This window comes from Enterobacter cloacae complex sp. P16RS2 (assembly GCF_014982155.1).
Lineage (GTDB): Bacteria > Pseudomonadota > Gammaproteobacteria > Enterobacterales > Enterobacteriaceae > Enterobacter > Enterobacter cloacae_M.
On record NZ_JADCKW010000029.1, the window covers coordinates 91,353 to 111,534 of the forward strand.

At 61.6% G+C, this 20,182-nt stretch carries 2 protein-coding genes; both read right to left on the reverse strand.

The genetic code is table 11. The features are described 5' to 3' along the window. Window position 1: 1 nt before the first annotated feature. Window positions 2-18,007 (reverse strand): Ig-like domain-containing protein, encoded by an 18,006-nt coding sequence (locus INF68_RS18350; RefSeq protein WP_193525388.1) that lies wholly within the window; start codon window positions 18,005-18,007, stop codon window positions 2-4. Between the two features lie 121 nt (window positions 18,008-18,128). Beyond that, window positions 18,129-19,466: a TolC family outer membrane protein gene (locus INF68_RS18355; protein WP_109844224.1), complete on the reverse strand. Its 1,338-nt coding sequence runs from the start codon at window positions 19,464-19,466 to the stop codon at window positions 18,129-18,131. Between the last annotated feature and the right edge of the window lie 716 nt (window positions 19,467-20,182).

Below are 20,182 nucleotides of genomic sequence, written 5' to 3' on the forward strand. Positions count from 1 at the left end.
TTTACGCAATTAACAGCTGATGGTTCGCTAGCAGCGTTGCCAGATCCGTCTGCACGCCGTTCAGCGTCACCAGCGTGGTTGGCGAGAACTGACCGCCGGTACCGTCCAGGTCAACCTGGATCTCGGTATTGCTGCCGTTTTGCACCACGCGGATGTAATCGCTGATATTGCCCGCGCTGCTGTCCAGCGTGGCGACGCCGTTCACGTAGCTCGCCGAGCCCGTGCCCGTATAGCCGCTGCCGGAGAGTAGATCGCGCAGGTCAATACGATCCGTGTCCGCGGTCCCTTCCCAGGTGCCGACCGTAAAGCCGTTCACCACGTCGTGACCGTTACCGCCCGTCGCATCCGAGGCGTTAATCAGCTTGTAGAGCAACGTATCGTGACCACCGCTGCCGATGTTGAAGGTGTCGTTTCCGCCGCGCCCTTCGAACTGGTTATCACCGCTGTTGCCGGTAATAACGTCGTCGTAATCCGAGCCGTTGATGCCTTCAATGTTCAACAGTCGCGTGGTACCGAACCCGGTGTTCTGCGCGGTTGAGAGGCGCAAATCAACGTTAACGCCGGAGGTCGCGTTGCGGTAATCCACCACGTCCATCCCGCCGGTGTTGCTCCAGGTGTCGTAGTCGGAGTGGGTATTCCAGCCGCCGGAGCCGTTGTAGGTATAGGTGCCGTCCTCTGCGATAAAGGTGTCGTTATACCCGGTCCCGGTGATGGTCCCGCTGTGGCCGCCGGTGGCGGCTTCGGCCGTCAGGACGTAGCCCTCTTTGCCGTTGCCCGCCTCCAGACCGCTCCAGGTGACGTTATCCGACACGCCGTTGGTGATCTTCAGGATCTCGGCCGAATAGGTTTCATTCGGATCCAGACCGTAGAAGCTCACCAGCGCAGAGGTATCGTTCGACCCGATACCGGACTGGGCGTTGATGATCTGCGAGGCCACCAGCACGCCCGCGGCGTTGTACAGATTGACCGTGTTGCCGTAGTAGGCGTTGATGCCCTCGCTGTCGACAATGTGCAGGTGCATCGCGGTGCCGTCAGCAATGGTTTTGCTGTTTTGCACCAGCACCACCTTGCCGTTCTGCTGAGAGACCAGCAGATCCTGCGCGCCGTCCCAGTTGTAGTCCACAGCCGCCACGCCGGTCGCGTAGGCAATACCGGACGCCAGCTGGCTGGAGGTCCAGGTGGAACCGTAGCCGCTGTTGGTGAACAGGGTCGCCGTCTGCGAGCCGCCGTAGGTGCTGAGCTTGATGATGTCCATCTGCCCGTCGCCGTTCCAGTCCACCGCCACCGACAGATAGCCTGCCGTGGCGTTAGAGGCTTCCACCGCGCTCTTGGTGGCAGAGAGCTTCCCGGTACCGTCGTTGTAGTAAATCACCCCGCCGTTGTTGTTGTAGCTGCTGCCCAGGTACAGATCCATGTAGCCATCGCCGTTGAAGTCCGCCCACGTCATGGACGCCGCCGTGGTGGTATTTGAGGCGTTGACCACAAACACGTTGGTCAGGTTCTGACCGATAGAGAGCGTGCCGTTACCGTTGTTGTTGATCACGGTTAACGAGTACGCGCCGCTGCGGTTGGTGTGCTGAACGATATCCACCGTGCCGTCGTTGTTCAGGTCGACGCCGGAGATTTCACGCCCGGAATCGAACTGACCGTAGAACCCGCCTTCCCCGCCGGTGCCGTCCGGCGACAGAACGCCGTTGTTGTTCACCAGGTAGGTCAGTGAGTCCATACCGGCATCGCCGTACGCCAGATCCAGATAGCCATCCCCGGTTTTATCGTACGCGATCACGCCGCCGTACCAGATGGTGGTGCCCATCGCCAGCTGGCTGGCGTTATAGGTACTGCCGTCGTAGGTCCACATCACCTGCGTTGACCCGGCGTAGGTATTTTCCGTCGCGAAGATATCCTGCGTGCCGTTACGGTCAAAGTCGGCTGCGGTCTGGCTCACCACGTAGTAGCCGCGGGTGTTGGTCAGCGCATTTCCGGCATAGGTCGAGCTATCGCTGCTGGAGTAAGACTGGCCGTTAGCAATGATATTCCACAGACCGCTGCTGTTCATGCCGAGGGTCATGGTCGAGTTGTTGCTGTTCCCCGCCGTGGTTGCCCAGTCGGTATTCACCGAGGTGGTATCAATCACCAGGCTGCCGGTCGCCGTACCGGTGGTATTGCCGTTACCCGCGCTGCTCTTCACCTGCGCCGTCACGCTGTAGCTCGACACGCTCAGCGCATCGCCGTCCGGGATCTGCAGATACCAGGTGTTGTGATCCGGATCGACCACCACCGCGCCGCCGGTCTGGGAGGTGTAGGTTTTTCCGTTCACCGTAACCACCAGGTATTCACCGTTCACCAGATCAGCGGAGACGGTACCGCTGACAATCGGCGTGGTGTCCGACGTGGTCTGCGCGGTAATCGCCGCCGTGGTGGTCGGGATGCTGGTATCGACGTTCAGCACAAAACCATCGGATTCCGTGTAGTTACCGGCCCTGTCGGTGACGCGCACAATGTAGGTGTGGTTGCCGTCGCTGAGGCCGTTGTCCTGGAAGGACCAGCTTGCGCTGCCGTTCATGGTCACCTGGCCGAGCAGGACCCCGTCACGATAGAGCTGCACAATTTCACCGTCGTCCGGAGCGCGGTTAAGCGTACCGTTGATCAGCGGCGAGTTATCGTCCGTTGCCACCGCACTGCCAAAGGTGCCCTGACGCTCGCCTTCGCCGTCGGTATAGCTCACGACCGTGCCTACGGTGGTTGGCGGCGTGGTGTCTACCGTCACCACCTGAGAGGCGGTGGAGCCGACGTTGCCCGCCTGGTCGATAATCCGTACCTGGTAGGTGTAGTCCCCGTCAGGCAGATCGCGGGTATCGGTGTAGCTCCAGCGCTGGTTGGTGACCGTGGTATCGAGCCAGGTGTTCCCGCCGTCCAGGCTGATCTGCACGCGCTCGTCGTTTGCCAGCGCGCTGCCCAGCGAACCGTTGATGGTCAGCGTGGTGTCCATGGTGATGAAATCACTCCCGGACTGGCCGGTATCTTCGCTGATGCTGTCGATGGTGACGCCGTACTGCGGCGCCTGCGTATCCACCGTCACCGCCTGCGAGGTGGTGGCTCCGACGTTCCCCGCCTGGTCAACGACCCGCACCTGATAGTTATGGCTACCGTCGGTCAGGGTACGGGTGTCGCTGTAGCTCCACTGCGTCCCGCTGACGGTGGCGTACACCCAGGTGCTGCCGCCGTCCATGCTCACCTGCACGAATTCACCCGCGCCGAGTTCTGCGCCGAGCGTTCCGTGCAGCGTGTACGAGGTCGAACTGGTCAGGAAGTCGTTATTGTCGAAGCCGGTATCCACGGTGATGTTATCCACGGTCACCGTAATCGCCGCGTCCGGGGCGACCGTATCGACGGTCACCTGCTGATGGGCGCTAGCCCCCACGTTGCCCGCCGCGTCCACCACGCGAACGTAGTAGTCATAGGTCTGGTTACCCAGCGTGCGGCTATCGACGTAGTACCAGCTGTTGCCGGTGACGATCACGTTCTGCCAGGTGACGCCGCCGTCGATGCTGATCTGGGCATACTCGCCGTCGGCCAGCGTTGCGCCGAGCGAGCCGTGCAGCGTCAGGGACGTATCGTTAGTGACAAAGTCGCTGCTGCTCAGGCCGGTATCGTCGCTGATGCTGTCGATGGCGATGGTTTTGCTCGCGTCCGGCGCAACCGTATCAATGGTCACCACCTGGCTGGCGGTGGCGCTGATATTGCCCGCGTCGTCAATCACGCGCAGCTGGTAGTTATAATCCCCGTCGGCCAGCGTGCGGCCATCGACATAGGTCCAGCTCAGGCCGCTGACGCTCACATCGGTCCAGGTAACGCCGCCGTCGAGGCTGATCTGAGCGTGGTCGCCGCTGCCCAGCGCCGCGCCGAGCGTCCCTTTCAGGCTGATCTGGCTGTCGCTGGTGATAAAATCGCTGCCGGACAGGCCCGTATCCTGGGTGATGGAATCCACGGTAATGGTCGTCGCCGCAGGCTTCGTCAGGTCAATCACCACGTCCTGGCTGTCCGTCGCCCCCACGTTGCCCGCGTTATCGATAACGCGCACCTGATACTGATACGTACCGTCCGTCAGGGTGCGGCCATCGGCGTAGCGCCAGGTGGTACCGGTTACGGTCAGGTCAATCCAGGTGGTGCCGCCGTCGAGGCTGATCTGCGCTTTCTCGTTATTGCCGAGCTGCGCGGTCAGCGAGCCGTTGACCACCACCTGAGCATCGTTGGTGATGAAATCACTCGCGCTCAGGCCGGTGTCGTTTTGCAGCGAGTCAATGCTGATGCCCATCGACGGCGCGGTGAGATCCACGGTGACGCTGTGGTTATCGCTGGCGCTGTTGCCGATGGCGTTGCTCACCTGCGCGTTAATGACGTACGAACCGCCGTCCGCCAGCGCGGTTACGTCTGCGCTGCCCACCGTATAGCTCCAGCTGCCGTCAGCCTGGACGGTCGCCGTGTAGGTTTTACCGTTCAGCGTGATGGTCACCGTCTGGCCCGCCGGGGCGTCGGTGGTACCGCTGACAATCAGCGGCGTACCGTGCTCGGCGGCGTTGACGATATCATCCTGCGCAAAGGTGTTGATGGTGATGGTTGGGACATCGCCGTTCAGCGTCACGTCGTGCGTTGCGCTGCCCGGGTTGCCCGCCTTATCGCTCACCGAAGCGGTGATGGTGTAATCCCCGTCGCTCAGGCCGAGGAAATCACGGCCCGGCACGAAGACCGACCAGGATCCGTCCGCCCCGACGGTCGCCTGATAGCTGTGCCCGTTGAAGGAGACGGTCACCGTCTGGCCCTGTTCCGCCGTGGTGGTGCCGCTGATGGTCTGGCCCGCCAGCTGCTCCGCGTTGTTGACGATATCGTCATCGGCCACGGTGCTGATGGTCACGGTTGGCGCGACGGTGTCTACCGTTAAGGTGTGCGTGGTCTGGCCGTTATTACCCGCTTTATCGTTGACCGAGGCGGTCACCGTCAGCGCGCCCTGGCTCAGCGCAGCCAGATCTGCCGCCGGCACGTCGAGCGTCCAGGTGCCGTCGTTTGCCACGGTTGCAGTGTAGGATTTGCCGCCCAGCGTCACGGTGACGGTCTGACCCGCCTCCGCGCTGGAAGAGCCGCGCACAGTCAGGGGCTGCTGTGCTTCAAGCGCGTTCAGCATGTCGTCACCCGACAGCGTCGCAATGCTCACGACCGGCGCGGTGATATCCACGCTGATGCCGTGCGTCGCCGACGCGCTGTTGCCCGCGCTGTCCTGCGCCGACACGGATACCTGATAGCTCGCGCCATCGGCCAGCGCGCCTACGTCGGCGGCCGGAACGGTGGTCGTCCAGCTGCCGTCGCTCTGGATGGTGGCCGTATAGCTCTTGCCGTTCAGCGTCACGGTGACCTGCGTACCGCTGGCGAACTGGGCGCTGGAGCCGTTAATCACCAGTGGCGAACCGGCTTCAGCCGCGTTAATGACGTCATCTCCGCTAACGGTGTTGATGGTCAGCGCCACGGAGGCGGTGTTCACTACCACATCGTGGGTCTGGGTGCTGCTGTTGCCCGCGCTGTCGGTAATGGTCGCGCTGAGGGTCACGGTGCCGTCGTTCAGCGCGGAAATCACGCTGGCCGGCACGCCCACGCTCCAGTTACCGCTGGCGTCAACGGTGGTGGTGTACTGGTTCGAACCGATGGTGATGACCAGCTTATCGCCGACGCTCGCGCCGGTTGCGGTGCCGCTGACGATCTGCGCCTGCCCGTGCTCCACGCTGTTAATGACGTTATCGCCCGCAACGTCGTTAAAGCTGACGGTCGGCGGCGTGGTATCAAGCGTAATCGCTTTGCCCGCGCTGCCCGGGTTACCCGCGGCGTCGCTCACGCTGACCTGCACGGTGTAGCCGTTATCCGCCAGTGCGGACAGGTCTGTGCCCGGCACGTTCACGCTCCAGACGCCGCCCTGCTGCACCTGCGCGGTATAGCTCTTACCGCCCAGCGTCACGGTGACCGTCTGACCGACTTCCGCCGTGGTGGTGCCGGAAATGGCCACGCCCGCAGCCGCTTCGCTGGCGTTAATCACGTTATCGCCTGCGACCGTATCGATGGTCACGGTTGGCGCGGTGGCGTCCACGCTGTACTCCCGGCCCGCCGAGGCGCTGTTGCCGTGCGCGTTGGTGACGCTCACCTGCACGCTGGCATCGCCGTCTTTAAGGCCCGCGAGATCCGCAGACGGCACGGTGGCCGTCCAGTTACCGTCAGCATCCACCTTCGCGGTGTACGTCTTGCCGCCGAAGGTGATGGTAACGGTCTGGTTTTCCTCCACGTTCGAGGTGCTGCCGGACAGCACCAGATCCGCGCCTTTCTCCGCCGCGTTAATCACGTCGTCGGTGGCAATCGCATCGATGCTGATAGCCACTGCTGACAGATCGACGGTCACGTCATGGCTGATGGTCACCGGGTTGCCCGCCGCGCTCTGGCCTGCAGCGGTCACGGTGACCGTGCCTGCTGCCAGGGCCCCGACGTCCGCCGCCGGGATTGCCGCGCTCCAGGTGCCGTCTGCCAGCACGGAGGCCGCATAGGTTTTGCCGTTGACGGTCACGGTGAGCGTGGTGCCTGCCGCCAGCCCGTCGCTGGAGCCGGTAACGATCAGGTTCTGCCCGTGCTCGATGCTGTTGATCACATCGTCGCCCGCCACGGTATCAATGCGCAGACCCGGCAGGCTGGCGTCTATCACGATTTCGCGCTCGCCCGCGCCGGTGTTGCCGTGACCGTTGGTGACGGATGCTGACACGGTCAAATCACCGTTGCCCAGCGCCGTCAGGACGGATTCCGGCACGTTCACGGACCAGGTGAGATCGCTCTGAACCGTTGCGGTGTAGCTGTTGCCGCCGATAGTCACGGTTACCGTGTTGCCCGCTTCCGCGTTCGCTACCTTACCGCTGATGGTCTGGCCTGCGGCCACTTCCGCCGCGTTGATGACGTTATCGCCCGCCACGGTGTTGATGGTGACGGTCGGCAGCGCGGTGTCGACCAGCAGGTTCGCCGTATTGCTGACGCTGTTGCCCACGCCGTTGGTCGCAGTCGCGCTCAGTGTGTAGTTGGCTTCGCCCAGACCCGCCAGGTCCGCCGCCGGAACGGTCAGGCTCCAGGTGCCGTCTGCCGCCGTCGTGGCCGCGTAGTTTTTGCCGTTCAGGTTTACGGTCACCACGGTGCCTTCCGCGAGGTTGGCGCTGGTGCCGCTGACGCTCAGATCCTGACCTTTTTCCACCGCGTTCAGCACGTTGTCGCCGCTGATGGCGTTGAACGCCACGGACGGCAGGCCGGTATCAACGGTCACGTTATGCGTGCCGGTGCCGGTGTTGCCCGCCGCGTCGGTGACTGACGCAGTGACGGTTACAGTGCCGTCGCTGAGGCCGGAAATCACGCTGGCCGGTACGCCCACGCTCCAGTTCCCCGCCGCGTCCAGCACGGTGGTGTAGGTCTGGCCGCCGATGGTCACGGTGACCTTATCGCCCGCTGCCGCGCCGGTGGCGGTGCCGCTGACGATATGCGCCTGAGCGTGCTCAGCGATGTTAATCACGTCATCGCCCGCCACGGTGTTGATCGTCACCGCAGGAACGGTCACGTCCACCGTCAGAGTGTGATCGACCGACGCCGGGTTGCCCGCCTTGTCGCTGACGCTTGCCGTCACGGTGACGCTGCCGTCGCCGAGCGATGCCAGATCCGCCGCCGGAACGCTCAGCGTCCATCTGCCGTCCGCGCCTGCGGTTGTGGTGTAGTCTTTGCCGTTCAGCGTCACGGTCACGGTCTGGCCCGCTTCGGCGGTGGTGGTGCCGGATACGGTCAGATCGGACTGCGCTTCTGCGGCGTTCAGAATATCGTCAGCCGCAAGGGTGTTGATGGTCACGGACGGCGCGGTCGCATCCACGCTGTACTCGCGGCCCGCCGAGGCGCTGTTGCCGTTGACGTTGGTGACGCTCACCTGCACGCTGGCGTCGCCGTCCTTGAGGTGTACCAGATCCGCAGACGGTACGGTGTAGGTCCAGTTGCCGTTGTCGTCTACTGTCGCGCTATAAATTTTGCCGTTCAGGCTGATGGTCACGGTCTGCCCGGCTTCCACGTTGGTGGTCGCACCGGACAGCACCAGATCCGCGCCCTTCTCCGCCGCGTTAATCACGTCGTCGGTGGCAATCGCATCGATGCTGATGGCAACGGTCGCCAGATCTACCGTCACGTCGTGGCTGATGGTAATCGGGTTGCCCGCAGAGCTGTCGCCGGTAACGCTGATTTTGACGGTGCCTTCCGGCCACGCGCTCACGTCGGTGGACGGGATCGCCGCGCTCCAGGTGCCGTCCGCCAGTACGGTGGCCGCATAGGTTTTGCCGTTGACGGTGACGGTCAGCGCCGTGCCCGCCGCCAGCCCGTCGCTGGAACCGGTGACGATCAGATTCTGCGCGTGCTCGATGGTGTTGATCACGTCATCACCCGCGACGGTGTCGACGCGCAGGCCCGGCAGGTTAGCGTCGATAGCGATCTCGCGCTCGCCGGTGCCGGTGTTGCCGTGGCCGTTGGTGACGGTCGCCGTTACGCTCAGGCTGCCGTTGCCCAGCGCGGTCAGCACGTCGGACGGCACGTTCACGGACCAGGTCAGATCGTTCTGCACCGTTGCGGTGTAGCTGTTGCCGCCAAGGGTGACGGTGACGGTATTGCCCGCTTCGGCGTTCGCCACGGTGCCGCTCAGGGTCTGGCCTGCCGCCACTTCCGCCGCGTTGATGACGTTATCGCCCGCCACGGTGTTGATGATGACGGTTGGCAGCGCGGTGTCCACCAGCAGGTTCGCGGTGTTGCTCACGCTGTTGCCCACGCCGTTGGTGGCGGTCGCGTTCAGGGTATAGTTGGCCTGGCCGAGACCGGCCAGATCCGCTGCCGGAACCGTCAGGCTCCAGGTCCCGTCTGCCGCGGTCGTCGCCACGTAGTTTTTACCGTTGAGGGTCAAGGTCACCACGGTGCCTTCCGCCAGGTTGGCGCTGGTGCCGCTGACGCTCAGATCCTGACCTTTTTCTACCGCGTTCAGGACGTTGTCATCGCTGATGGCGTTGAAGGCCACCGATGGCAGACCGGTATCAACGGTCACGTTATGCGTGCCGGTACCGGTGTTGCCCGCCGCGTCGGTGACGGACGCAGTGACGGTTACGGTGCCGTCGCTGAGGCCGGAAATCACGCTGGCCGGTACGCCCACGCTCCAGTTCCCCGCCGCGTCCAGCACGGTGGTGTAGGTCTGGCCGCCGATGGTAACGGTCACCTTATCGCCCGCTGCCGCGCCGGTGGCGGTTCCGCTGATGATTTGCGCCTGGCCGTGTTCTGCGATGTTAATGACATCGTCGCCCGCCACGGTATTGATGGTCACCGCAGGCGCGGTGATATCTACCGCCAGATTGTGATCCACCGACGCCGGGTTACCCGCTTTATCGTTTACCGATGCGGTGACGGTCACGCTGCCGTCGGTTAATCCAGCCAGATCGGCCGCCGGGACGTTCAGCGTCCAGCTGCCGTCTGCGCTGACGGTTGTGGTGTAGTCTTTGCCGTTCAGCGATACGGTGACCGTCTGGCCCGCTTCGGCGGTGGTGGTGCCGGATACGGTCAGATCGCTCTTCGCTTCGGCGGCGTTCAGAATATCGTCGGTCGCCAGGGTATTGATGGTCACGGACGGCGCGGTTGCATCCACGCTGTACTCGCGGCCCGCCGAGGCGCTGTTGCCGTTAACGTTGGTGACGCTCACCTGCACGCTGGCGTCGCCGTCTTTCAGACCCGCCAGATCGGCCGCTGGCACCGTGGCGGTCCATTTGCCGTCGGCGTCTACCGTCGCGGTGTAGCTCTTGCCGCCGAAGGTGATGGTGACGGTCTGGTTTTCCTCAACGTTCGAGGTCGCCCCCGAGAGCACCAGATCCGCGCCCTTCTCAGCCGCGTTAATCACGTCATCGGTGGCGATGGCGTCAATGCTGATGGCAACGCTCGCCAGATCCACCGTCACATCGTGACTGATTGAAACCGGGTTACCGGCGCTGCTCTGGCCCGCAACGGTCACGGTAACCGTGCCTGCTGCCAGGGCTCCGACGTCCGCCGCCGGGATGGCCGCGCTCCAGGTGCCGTCCGTCAGCACGGTCGCCGGATAGGTTTTGCCGTTGACGGTCACGGTCAGCGCCGCGCCCGCCGCCAGCCCGTTGCTGGAGCCGGTGATAATCAGGTTCTGCCCGTGTTCGATGCTGTTGATCACGTCGTCACCCGCCACGGTATCCACGCGCAGGCCCGGCAGGTTAGCGTCTATCACGATTTCGCGCTCGCCCGTTCCGCTATTGCCCACCCCGTTCGTGACGCTGGCTGACACGGTCAAATCACCGTTACCCAGCGCGGTCAGCACCTCGGACGGCACGTTCACGGACCAGGTGAGATCGCTCTGCACCGTTGCGGTGTAGCTGTTACCGCCAATGGTCACGGTCACGGTGTTGCCCGCTTCGGCATTCACCACCTTACCGCTGATGGTCTGGCCGGCTGCCAGCTCCGCCGCGTTAATGACGTCGTCACCCGCAATGGTGTTGACGATCACGCCCGGCAGAACGGATTCCACGTTCACGGTGTGCGACGTGCTGGTATTGTTGCCGACGCTGTCCGTCGCTGAGGCGGTGACGGTATAAAGCGCCTCGCCCAGCTGACCGACCTCGTTCGCCGGAACGGTAGTCGCCCATTTTCCGTTATCGTCCACCTGCGCGCTGTACGCTTTGCCGTTCAGCATCACGGTCACCACCGCGCCTGCCGCCAGGCCGGAAGCCGTACCGGAGATCGTCAGATCCTGGGTTTTCTCGGCGTTGTTGATCACATCGTCACCGGAAAGGGTGTCAATGGTCAGCACCGGCGCGGTCAGATTCACCTCCACGCCGTGCGTGGCGCTGTTGCTGTTGCCCGCTTTATCGGTCAGCGCCGCTGTAATGGTGTAATCTCCGGCGGCCAGGGCGGTTACGTCCGCCGCAGGCACGCCCACGCTCCAGTTGCCTGAGGCATCCAGAGTGGCGGTGTACGATTTGCCGTTGAGGGTGACGGTGACCACGTCGCCCGCCGCCGCGCCGGTCACGGAACCCGTGACAATCAGTGCCTGCGCATGCTCGGCGCTGTTGATCACGTCGTCGTCGGAAACGGTGTGGATGGTCAGCTGCGGGACGGTGGTATCGACCAGCACGTCGCGATCCGCAGAGGCCGGGTTGCCCGCCTTATCAGACACGGCGGCGCTGATGGTGTAGTTGCCGTCGGTAATGCCGCTCAGATCCGCGGACGGCACGGTCACGCTCCAGCTGCCGTTTGCCTGCACGGTGGTGGTGTAGTCCACGCCGTTCAGCGTCACGGTGACGGTCTGGCCCGCTTCGGCGTTGGTCACGCCGTCAATAACCAGATCCTGCTGCGCTTCGGCCGCATTGATGATGTTGTTATCGCTGACAATTTCAATAGACACCGTCGGCGCGGTGGCGTCCACGCTGTACTCGCGGCCTGCCGACGCGCTGTTGCCGTTCACGTTGGTGACGCTCACCTGCACGCTGGCATCGCCGTCCTTCAGGCTGCCCAAATCGGCAGACGGTACGGTCGCCGTCCAGTTGCCGCTGGCATCAACCGTCGCGGTGTACGACTTGCCGCCGAAGGTGATGGTGACGGTCTGGTTTTCTTCCACGTTGGAGGTCGAGCCGGACAGCACCAGGTCCGCGCCTTTCTCAGCCGCGTTGATCACGTCGTCCGAGGCAATCGGGTCAATGCTGATGGCGACTGCCGCCAGATCCACCTTCACGTCATGGCTGATGGAAACAGGATTGCCCGCCGCGCTCTGGCCTTCCACGGTCACGGTGACCGTGCCCGCATTCAGCGCGCTGACGTCTGCCGCCGGAATGGCAGCCGTCCAGGTGCCGTCCGCCAGCACGGTTGCGGCGTAGGTTTTGCCGTTGACGGTCACCGTTAACGCAGCGCCCGTTGCCAGGCCTTCGCTGGAGCCGGTGATAATCAGGTTCTGAGCGTGCTCAATGCTGTTGATCACATCATCGCCCGCCACGGTATCGACGCGCAGGCCCGGCAGGTTGGCATCTATAACAATTTCGCGCTCGCCGGTTCCGGTGTTGCCGTGGCCGTTGGTGACGCTGGCTGACACGGTCAGATCGCCGTTCCCGATGGCGGTTAAGACCGTGGACGGCACGTTGACCGACCAGCTCAGATCGTCCTGAACCGTCGCGGTCCAGGTATTGCCGCCGATTGAAATAGTGACAGTGTCACCGCTCACCGCGCCGCTCACTTTCCCGCTCAGGGTCTGCCCGGCAGCCACTTCCGCTGCGTTAATGACATCGTCCGTGGCGACAGGGTTGATGGAGATCTGCGGCAGCGCGCTGTCGACCAGCACGCTGTGGCCGGTGCTCGCGCTGTTGCCCGCCGCGTCGGTTACGCTCGCCGTCACCACGTAGCTCGCTTCGCCCAACGCGGAGACGTTTGCCGCCGGAACGGTGAAGCTCCAGCTGCCGCTGGCGTCGGCGGTGGCCGTATAGCTGATGCCGTTCAGCGTCACCGTAATGGCGGTTCCTTCCGGCTGGTTGCTGGTGCCGGACACCTGCAGATCCTGGCCTTTCTCGGTCGCGTTGATCACGTCGTCAGCCGCCAGGGTATTGATGGCAATGACCGGCGCGGTCAGGGAGACGTCAAACTCGTGCGTCGCGGTGGTGCTGTTACCGGCTTTGTCGGTGAGGGTCGCAGAAATCGTCTGCTCACCGTTGACCAGCGCGCCCACGTCCGCCGCCGGAACGCCCACGCTCCAGCTGCCGGACGCATCCAGCATGGCGGTGTAATCTTTACCATTCAGGGTCACGGTAATCACGTCGCCCGCCTGCGCGCCCGTGACCTTGCCGGAGACGATCAGCGCCTGGCCGTGCTCGGCAATATTCACGACGTCGTCGCCCGCGACGATGTTGAACGAAATCTGCGGTACGGTGGTGTCGACCAGCACCGCAGAGCCCGCGCTGGCCGGGTTGCCTGCCTTATCGGACACCGTCGCCGTGACCGCCGCGCTGCCGTCGGCGATGCCTGCCATATCCGCCGCCGGAACGTCGAGCGTCCAGCTGCCGTCCGCCTGCACCTGCGCGATGTACTGATTGCCGTTGAAGGTCACGGTGACCGTCTGGCCCGCTTCGGCAGTAGAGGTGCCGCTCAGGGTCAGATCCTGCGCCGCCTCTGCCGCGTTCAGCATATTGTCATGGCTGATGGTGTTGATGGTCACCGTCGGCGCGGTGGTATCGACGCTGAATTCCTGCGCCGAAGACGCCGCGTTGCCGTTCACGTTGGTGACGGTTACCTGCACGCTGGCGTCGCCGTCCTTCAGGCCGCTCAAATCGGCTGCCGGTACGGTCCAGGTCCAGTCGCCGCTGGCATCCACCGTCGTGGTATAGGTTTTACCCGCAAAGGTAATAGTCACGGTCTGGCCCGCTTCCACATTGGAGGTGGTGCCGGAAAGCAGAAGATCCTGGCCTTTTTCCGCCGCGTTGAGGACGTTATCGTCGGTCACGCTGCTGATAGTGATGGAGACCGGCGCGAGATCGACGTCCACAACGGTGCCGATGGTTACCGGGTTGCCGGAAGCATCCTGCGCGATGGCGCTGATGGTGAGCGAACCGTCCGCCCACTGGGAGACATCGGCCGCCGGTACCGCCGCCTGCCAGGTGCCGTCCGCCAGTACCGTTGCCGAATAGGTTTTGCCGTTGATGGTCACGGTCACGGTGCTACCCGCCGCCAGATCGGTGCTGGTACCGGACACAATCAGGTTCTGAGCGTGTTCAATCACGTTGATCACGTCGTCACCCGCTACGGTATCAATACGCAGTCCCGGGAGCTGGGCGTCGATGGTGAAGTCGTGAGAAGAAGAGCCGGTATTGCCGTGCGCGTTGGTCACGCTGGCGGATACGGTGAGGTCGCCGTTGCCGAGCGCGGTTAACTGGCTCTCGCTTAACGGCAGGCTCCAGGTCAGATCGTCCTGCACGGTAGCCGTGTACGTCTGGCCGCCAAGGATAATAGTGACAGTGTCACCTGCCGCCGCGTTCGTCACCTTACCGGTCAGGGTTTGCCCTGCCGCTACTTCCGCTGCGTTAACGATATTGTCGCCCGCCAGGGTGTCGATCGTTACCACCGGCAGCGAGCTGTCCACCAGCACATCGTGCGAGGTTGAGGCGCTGTTGCCTACGCTATCCGTGACGCTCGCCGTCACGGTGTAATGGGCTTCTCCCAGCGCGCTTACGGCCGAGGCCGGTACGGTCACGCTCCAGTTTCCGCTGGCGTCAGCGGTGGCGGTGTAGTGAATGCCGTTCAGGGTCACCGTAATGGTCGTGCCTTCCGGCTGGTTGCTGGTGCCAGAGAGAAGCAGATCTTCGCCCTTCTCGGTTGCGTTGATCACGTCGTCCGCCGCCAGCGTGTTGATAGCGAGGACAGGCGTCACGGTATTCACCACCACATCCAGCGAACTGCTTCCGGTATTACCGGATCGGTCGGTCACGGAGACGTCGATTGTCCAGGTGCCGTCAGTCAGCCCCTGCACGACGGACGCCGGCAGGCCAAGGCTCCAGTTCCCCGCCGCATCCACCACGGTGGTGTAATCAACGCTGTTAATGGTGACAGTGACCAGGTCGCCCGCTGCCGCACCGGTGACGGAGCCGCTCAGGATCTGCGCCTGTGAATGGGCGAGCTGGTTAACGGTGTTGGTGTTGGTGACAAAGTCGTTAATGGTCACCTGCGGTACGGTTGCGTCCACCAGACCCACGCGGTCCGCGCTGCTGGCGTTGCCCGCCACGTCGCTCACGGTGGCCGTCACGGTCACAATGCCGTCCGTCAGGGCACCCACGTCAGCCGCAGGCACGCTCAGCTGCCACGTACCGTCCGCCTGAATCGTGGTCTGATACGTTTTGCCGTTCAGCGTCACGGTGACCGTCTGGCCCGCTTCCGCAGTGCTGGTACCGCTTAAGGCTAAATCCTGCTGCGCTTCAGCCGCGTTGATGATGTTGTCGGCGGTCAGGTTATCGAGCGTAATCGCCGGAGGCTGCGTATCCACCGTGACCACGCGCGCGGCGTCGGCGCTGTTGCCGCTGACGTTAGTGACGCTGACGCTCACCTGCGCGCGCCCGTCGATCAGGCTTTCCATGGCGCTGGCGGGTACGGTCAGGCTCCAGGAGCCATCCTGCTGCACCTGCGCGGTGAAGGTCTGGTCGGCGAATTTCACCACCACGGTCTGCCCCGCCTCCACGCCCTGCGTCTGGCCGGAAAGGGTTAAATCACTGCCTTTTTCTGCCGCATTCAGCAGGTCGTCGCCGGAGACGGTATCAATAGTGACCGCCACGGCGTTCAGATCGAGTTCAATCGGGTGTTCAGCCGCAACGGGATTGCCCCAGGCATCTACCGCACTGACGCTAACCGTCATGCCGCCCGCCGTCCAGGCCTGCAGGTCCGCCGCCGGAACGCCGATCTGCCAGCTGCCGCTGGCGTTAACCGCGGTGACGTACTCCACGCTGTTGATGGTGACAATAATCTGCGTGCCCGCGGCCAGATGGGTGCTGGAGCCGGTGACGCTCAGATCCTGCTGCTGTTCAATGGCGTTGATCACGTCATCGCCCGAAATGGTGTTCACGCGCAGTCCCGGCAGCTCCGCGTTGATATTGATATCCCGCTCGCCGGTGCCGGTATTGCCGTGCCCGTTGGTGACGGACGCGGCGAAGGTTAAATCCCCGTCGCCGAACGCCTGAAGATCCGCTGACGGGATTTTCACGCTCCAGGTCAGATCGCTGCCAACCGTTGCGGTGTAGCTCTTGCCGCCTGCGGTGATGGAGACGGTATCGCCCGCCGCCGCGCCGGTAACGCGACCGCTGAGGGTTTGATCGACGCCCGCTTCGGCGTTATTGACCAGGTTGTCGCCCGCAAACGTATTGATAATGACCTGCGGAAGAACGGTATCCACCAGCAGATTCGCCTCGGCAGAACCGCTGTTCCCCACGCTGTCGGTCCCGCTGACGCTGACGGTGTAAAGCGTGTTCGCCAGATTCAGAACGTCGGAAACCGGCACCTGGACCGCCCAGATACCGTTTTCGACGGTGGCCTGATAGCTGACGTTGTTCAGCGTCACGGTGACGGCAGTGCCGTCCGGCAGGTTGCTGGTGCCGGTCAGGCTCAGCGGCTGCATCGCCTCCTGGGCATTCAGGACGTTATCCTGGCTGATGGCGTCAATCGTAAATTCCGGCGGGTGTCCACTCAGCGTAATGCCGTGCGTGGCGCTGCCGGTGTTGCCTGCCGCGTCAGTGACGGAAACCGAAAGCGTGTGGTTGCCTTCACCCAGCGCGCCCAGCACGGACGCCGGAACGCCCACGCTCCATCTGCCGTCCGCCAGCACCACGCCGGTGAAGGTCTGGCCGCCAAGGGTCACGGTGACCACATCACCCGCGGCGGCACCGCTCGCCTGGCCGGAAATAATGTGCGCCTGGCCCTGCTCGCTGATATTGAGGATATCGTCGCCCGCCACGGTATGGATGGTGACGACCGGCGCGGCGGTATCCACCGTGAAATCTGCCGTCACGGACGAGCCGTTGCCCGCTTTGTCGCTCACGTTAACCGTCAGGGTGTGATTACCCTCATTGAGCGCCTGCACGTCGTTCACATCAAGCGTGACGGACCAGGTGCCGTCGCTGCCCACCGTGGCGTTATAGTTTTTACCGTTCAGGGTGACCGTGACGATCTGACCGGCTTCCGCATTCGTTTTACCGGTCAGGGTCAGCGGCTGGTTGTGCTCAGCCGCATTAATGATGTTGTCCTGCGCGAGGGTATCGACAGAGAGGGTTGGCGCGGTGGTATCCACCCCAATCGTCTGGCTTCCGCTGACGGTGTTACCCGCCGCGTCTTTACCGCTCACGTTAACCGTCCAGGTACCGTCGCCCAGCGCCTGCGCGTCCGCCGCAGGCACGTTAACACTCCACGCGCCGTCTGCCCCGACTTCAGCCGCGTAGGTTTTGCCGTTCAGCGTCACGGTGAGTTCGGTACCCTGCGCCAGGTTTTTGCTGGCACCGGAAAGCGTAAAGCCCGCAGATTGCTCGCTGGCGTTCAGCACGTTATCGCCCGCCGTGGTGGCCAGCGTAATGGCGGCATCGGCGGTAGAGACCGTCACGGTGATACTGCCCGCAGAGGTGGTTTTACTGCCGTCGATCTGCACGACCGTCCAGGTGTGCTCCCCGTCCGTCTGGGTCGGTAATATTACCGTCCACGTGCCGTCTGTACCGACCATGGTGCTGGCAATGGTGCTGCCGCTGCTGTCTTTGATCTGGATGGTCGCGCCCGGCTGGCCGGTACCGCTAAAGGTTGGGGTGCTGTCGTCCGTGATCTCGTTTGCGCTCAGCACGCCCTGCTTGTCACCCGCTTTATCCGACAGCAAGAAGGTCGGCGTGGCGCTTTCAACTTCTTTCGTATTATCAATGACTTTTGTTTTAGTTTCGCCGTCACCGCCGTTTGCCAGCAGAGCCCCGATGGCACCGCCGCCTAACGCCGCTCCCGCAATCCAGCCCCACGGCGCGTCGCTTAAAACGCTTTCCTGCTCGAGGAAAGGTTGAATGCTGCTAATCGGTGTGGCCTGCGCGGTTAACTCGGTCACCGCAGCGCCCGATGCTTCCCCGGTATCGGCAAAAGAAATATGCGTCAGTTCCTGACGGTCGTTGAACACCAGCTCTGACTGATTATGCGTTTCTGGATCTTCTGCGAAATAGTTATTGCAGCGAATAACGCTGCCATCTTTCATATAAATGAGGAGGTCTTTACCCTGGCGGACATAGCGCGCCACATCCTGAGCAGAGCCCTGGATTTCAATCACGCTCGGCGATGAAATAGAGACCGACAAATTTCCTTCGCCGGTTAATTTAGTTTTCTCCGCCGTTTTGCGAATGATGACATCAACAACTTTCATGTTACTCATATTCTTCTCCTTGCAGGTGTACGGATTCCTGTGGATATGTCCACCAGACGGATGTAGCTATCCCTGGGAAAAAACACCCATTATTTTCAGTCTTACTTTGCGCAACACTGCGCGTCTTTTATTAACTCAAATCGGGTAATTTTGCGGCAGCGTTTTTCTCTATTCCAATAAGCGGCATTAAATTATCAACCGCGGAAGCATAATTAATTGCCGAACTCCAGCCGTCATACTCAGCGATTATTTTCGCTGAGGTGGCCTGCCAGACATCCTGCTCAACGCTGAGCAGATCGTTAATGCTCCGCTTGCTCAGGGTGTATTCATTTTTATAAACATCGCGGGCCCGCAGCGCATTTTCCAGCTGTTGCTTCCCCGCCTCCATTCGTCCCCGTGCGCCGGTCCAGTCAGCCTGCGCGACGGAGGCTTTTTGCAGGACATCGAAACGCGCCTGATCGACCCGAGAGGAGGCCATGGCCCGCGCGCCTTCCGCCTGCCGAACGCGAGCAGAAACCGCGCCCCCCTGATACAGCGGCGCGTCGATATTGAGCTGTATCTGGTCGTCCCAGTAGGAACGGTTGTCCGATTCATAACGGGTGCGCCCCCCCTTCAGGCTTAGCGTAGGCCAGTGCTGGGACTTCGCCGTTTCCACGCCATACTGAGCCGAGCGTTCCATGTTTTGCGCGGCCATCACCGCCGGTATCAGGGAATAATCGATGCGGTTGAGCGAGTCCGGCTCCACGGCAAGATTCGCGGGCACCGGCGAATAGGCCTCTGCCTGCATCCCGGTTAATACCGCAAGCCTGGCGCGCGCGCTGTTTAAGGCGGCGTGATACTGCGCGACCGTCGCCTGCATGCCGGCAATGCGCGTGCGGGTCTGGAGCTCATCGGAGGTGGAACTCACGCCCGCGTCTGCGCGCAGCTTTGCCAGCTGTTCGACGTTCTTGAGCGCCTGCACGTTATCTATTGCCGCCTGCAGCAGATCGGAATAGCGTTTGACCTCGACATAGCTCAGCGCCGTTTTTTCCGCCACGTCCGAAAGCGTGCCCATCAGCTGATAGCGGTAGCTATCGCGCTGGGCGGAGGACTGGCTGATGCTGTTATTGGTCTTGCCAAAATCGTACAGCAACTGCGTCAGGCTCAGCCCCCAGGCGGCTGAATTCTTCAGCGACCCGCTGGAATCGGTGGTCTGGCTGTGCCCTGTACTCCCGTTCAACGATATTTGCGGCATCCAGCCGCTGCGCGCTTCATCTATTTGTGCCTGGCCAATACCTAATTGCGCGGCCTGCTGGCTAATTGACGGATCGCGATCGATCGCAAAAAGAATACTTTCTTTTAAGGTTGTGGTTGCCACCGGGGCAATACCCACCTGATTACTATTGGCGAAAGCCGTATTTATGGCTAATGAAATGAATGCCAGTGCTGCTGTAAATCTGTGTAACATAGGCTTTCGTAATATCGTCATGTTATCTCCCTGACTCTGAGTGATACTCAAGCAAATACCCAAAAAGAGGTACAGATAATTAGACAAATATCTTATTTAGCTACCGTGCTGAATTTTAGGTAATAATCCCCATACCCATTTCCATTGGAGATGAGATCTGCCTGCGCTTTATTTCAATTAAGAATTTACTTATTTCTTAAACTGGTTAGCAGCATAACAAAATGCGGTATACCCCACTACACCCACAATGTTAACGTGGTGTTACAGATAAGAAAAAACATGGGGTTTCTGGACAAAACCCTGAAAATGGAGTTTCAAATGAAACATATAAAACCACTGTTATTTAAGGAAAATTCTTAATTCGTAATATGCACATTTTTGCGTTAATTTCAGAGCGGGTCAGACACAAAGATTTTCAAAGAAGTGTCAATTTACGTAGCCTAAGGGATATATCCAAAATTAAAAACGCTTAAATAACTAATTAAAGCAATTAAACCCTGCATAATTTTTATTAGACAGCATTTAACACTACCCAATGCCGATACGCTGGTTACATAACCCAAATCGTTTAATAAAACATAACAATAACATCGTGATTAACATTCAATACGGCTTCCTTATACCTGCTTAATAAAATTTTAATAATCACCCATCTAAATCATCACGCCGTTGCACATCGTCCTGAGGACATTCCCCTTCTCTCTGCGTCAAAATGCTGTATTATGCAAACTATTGCG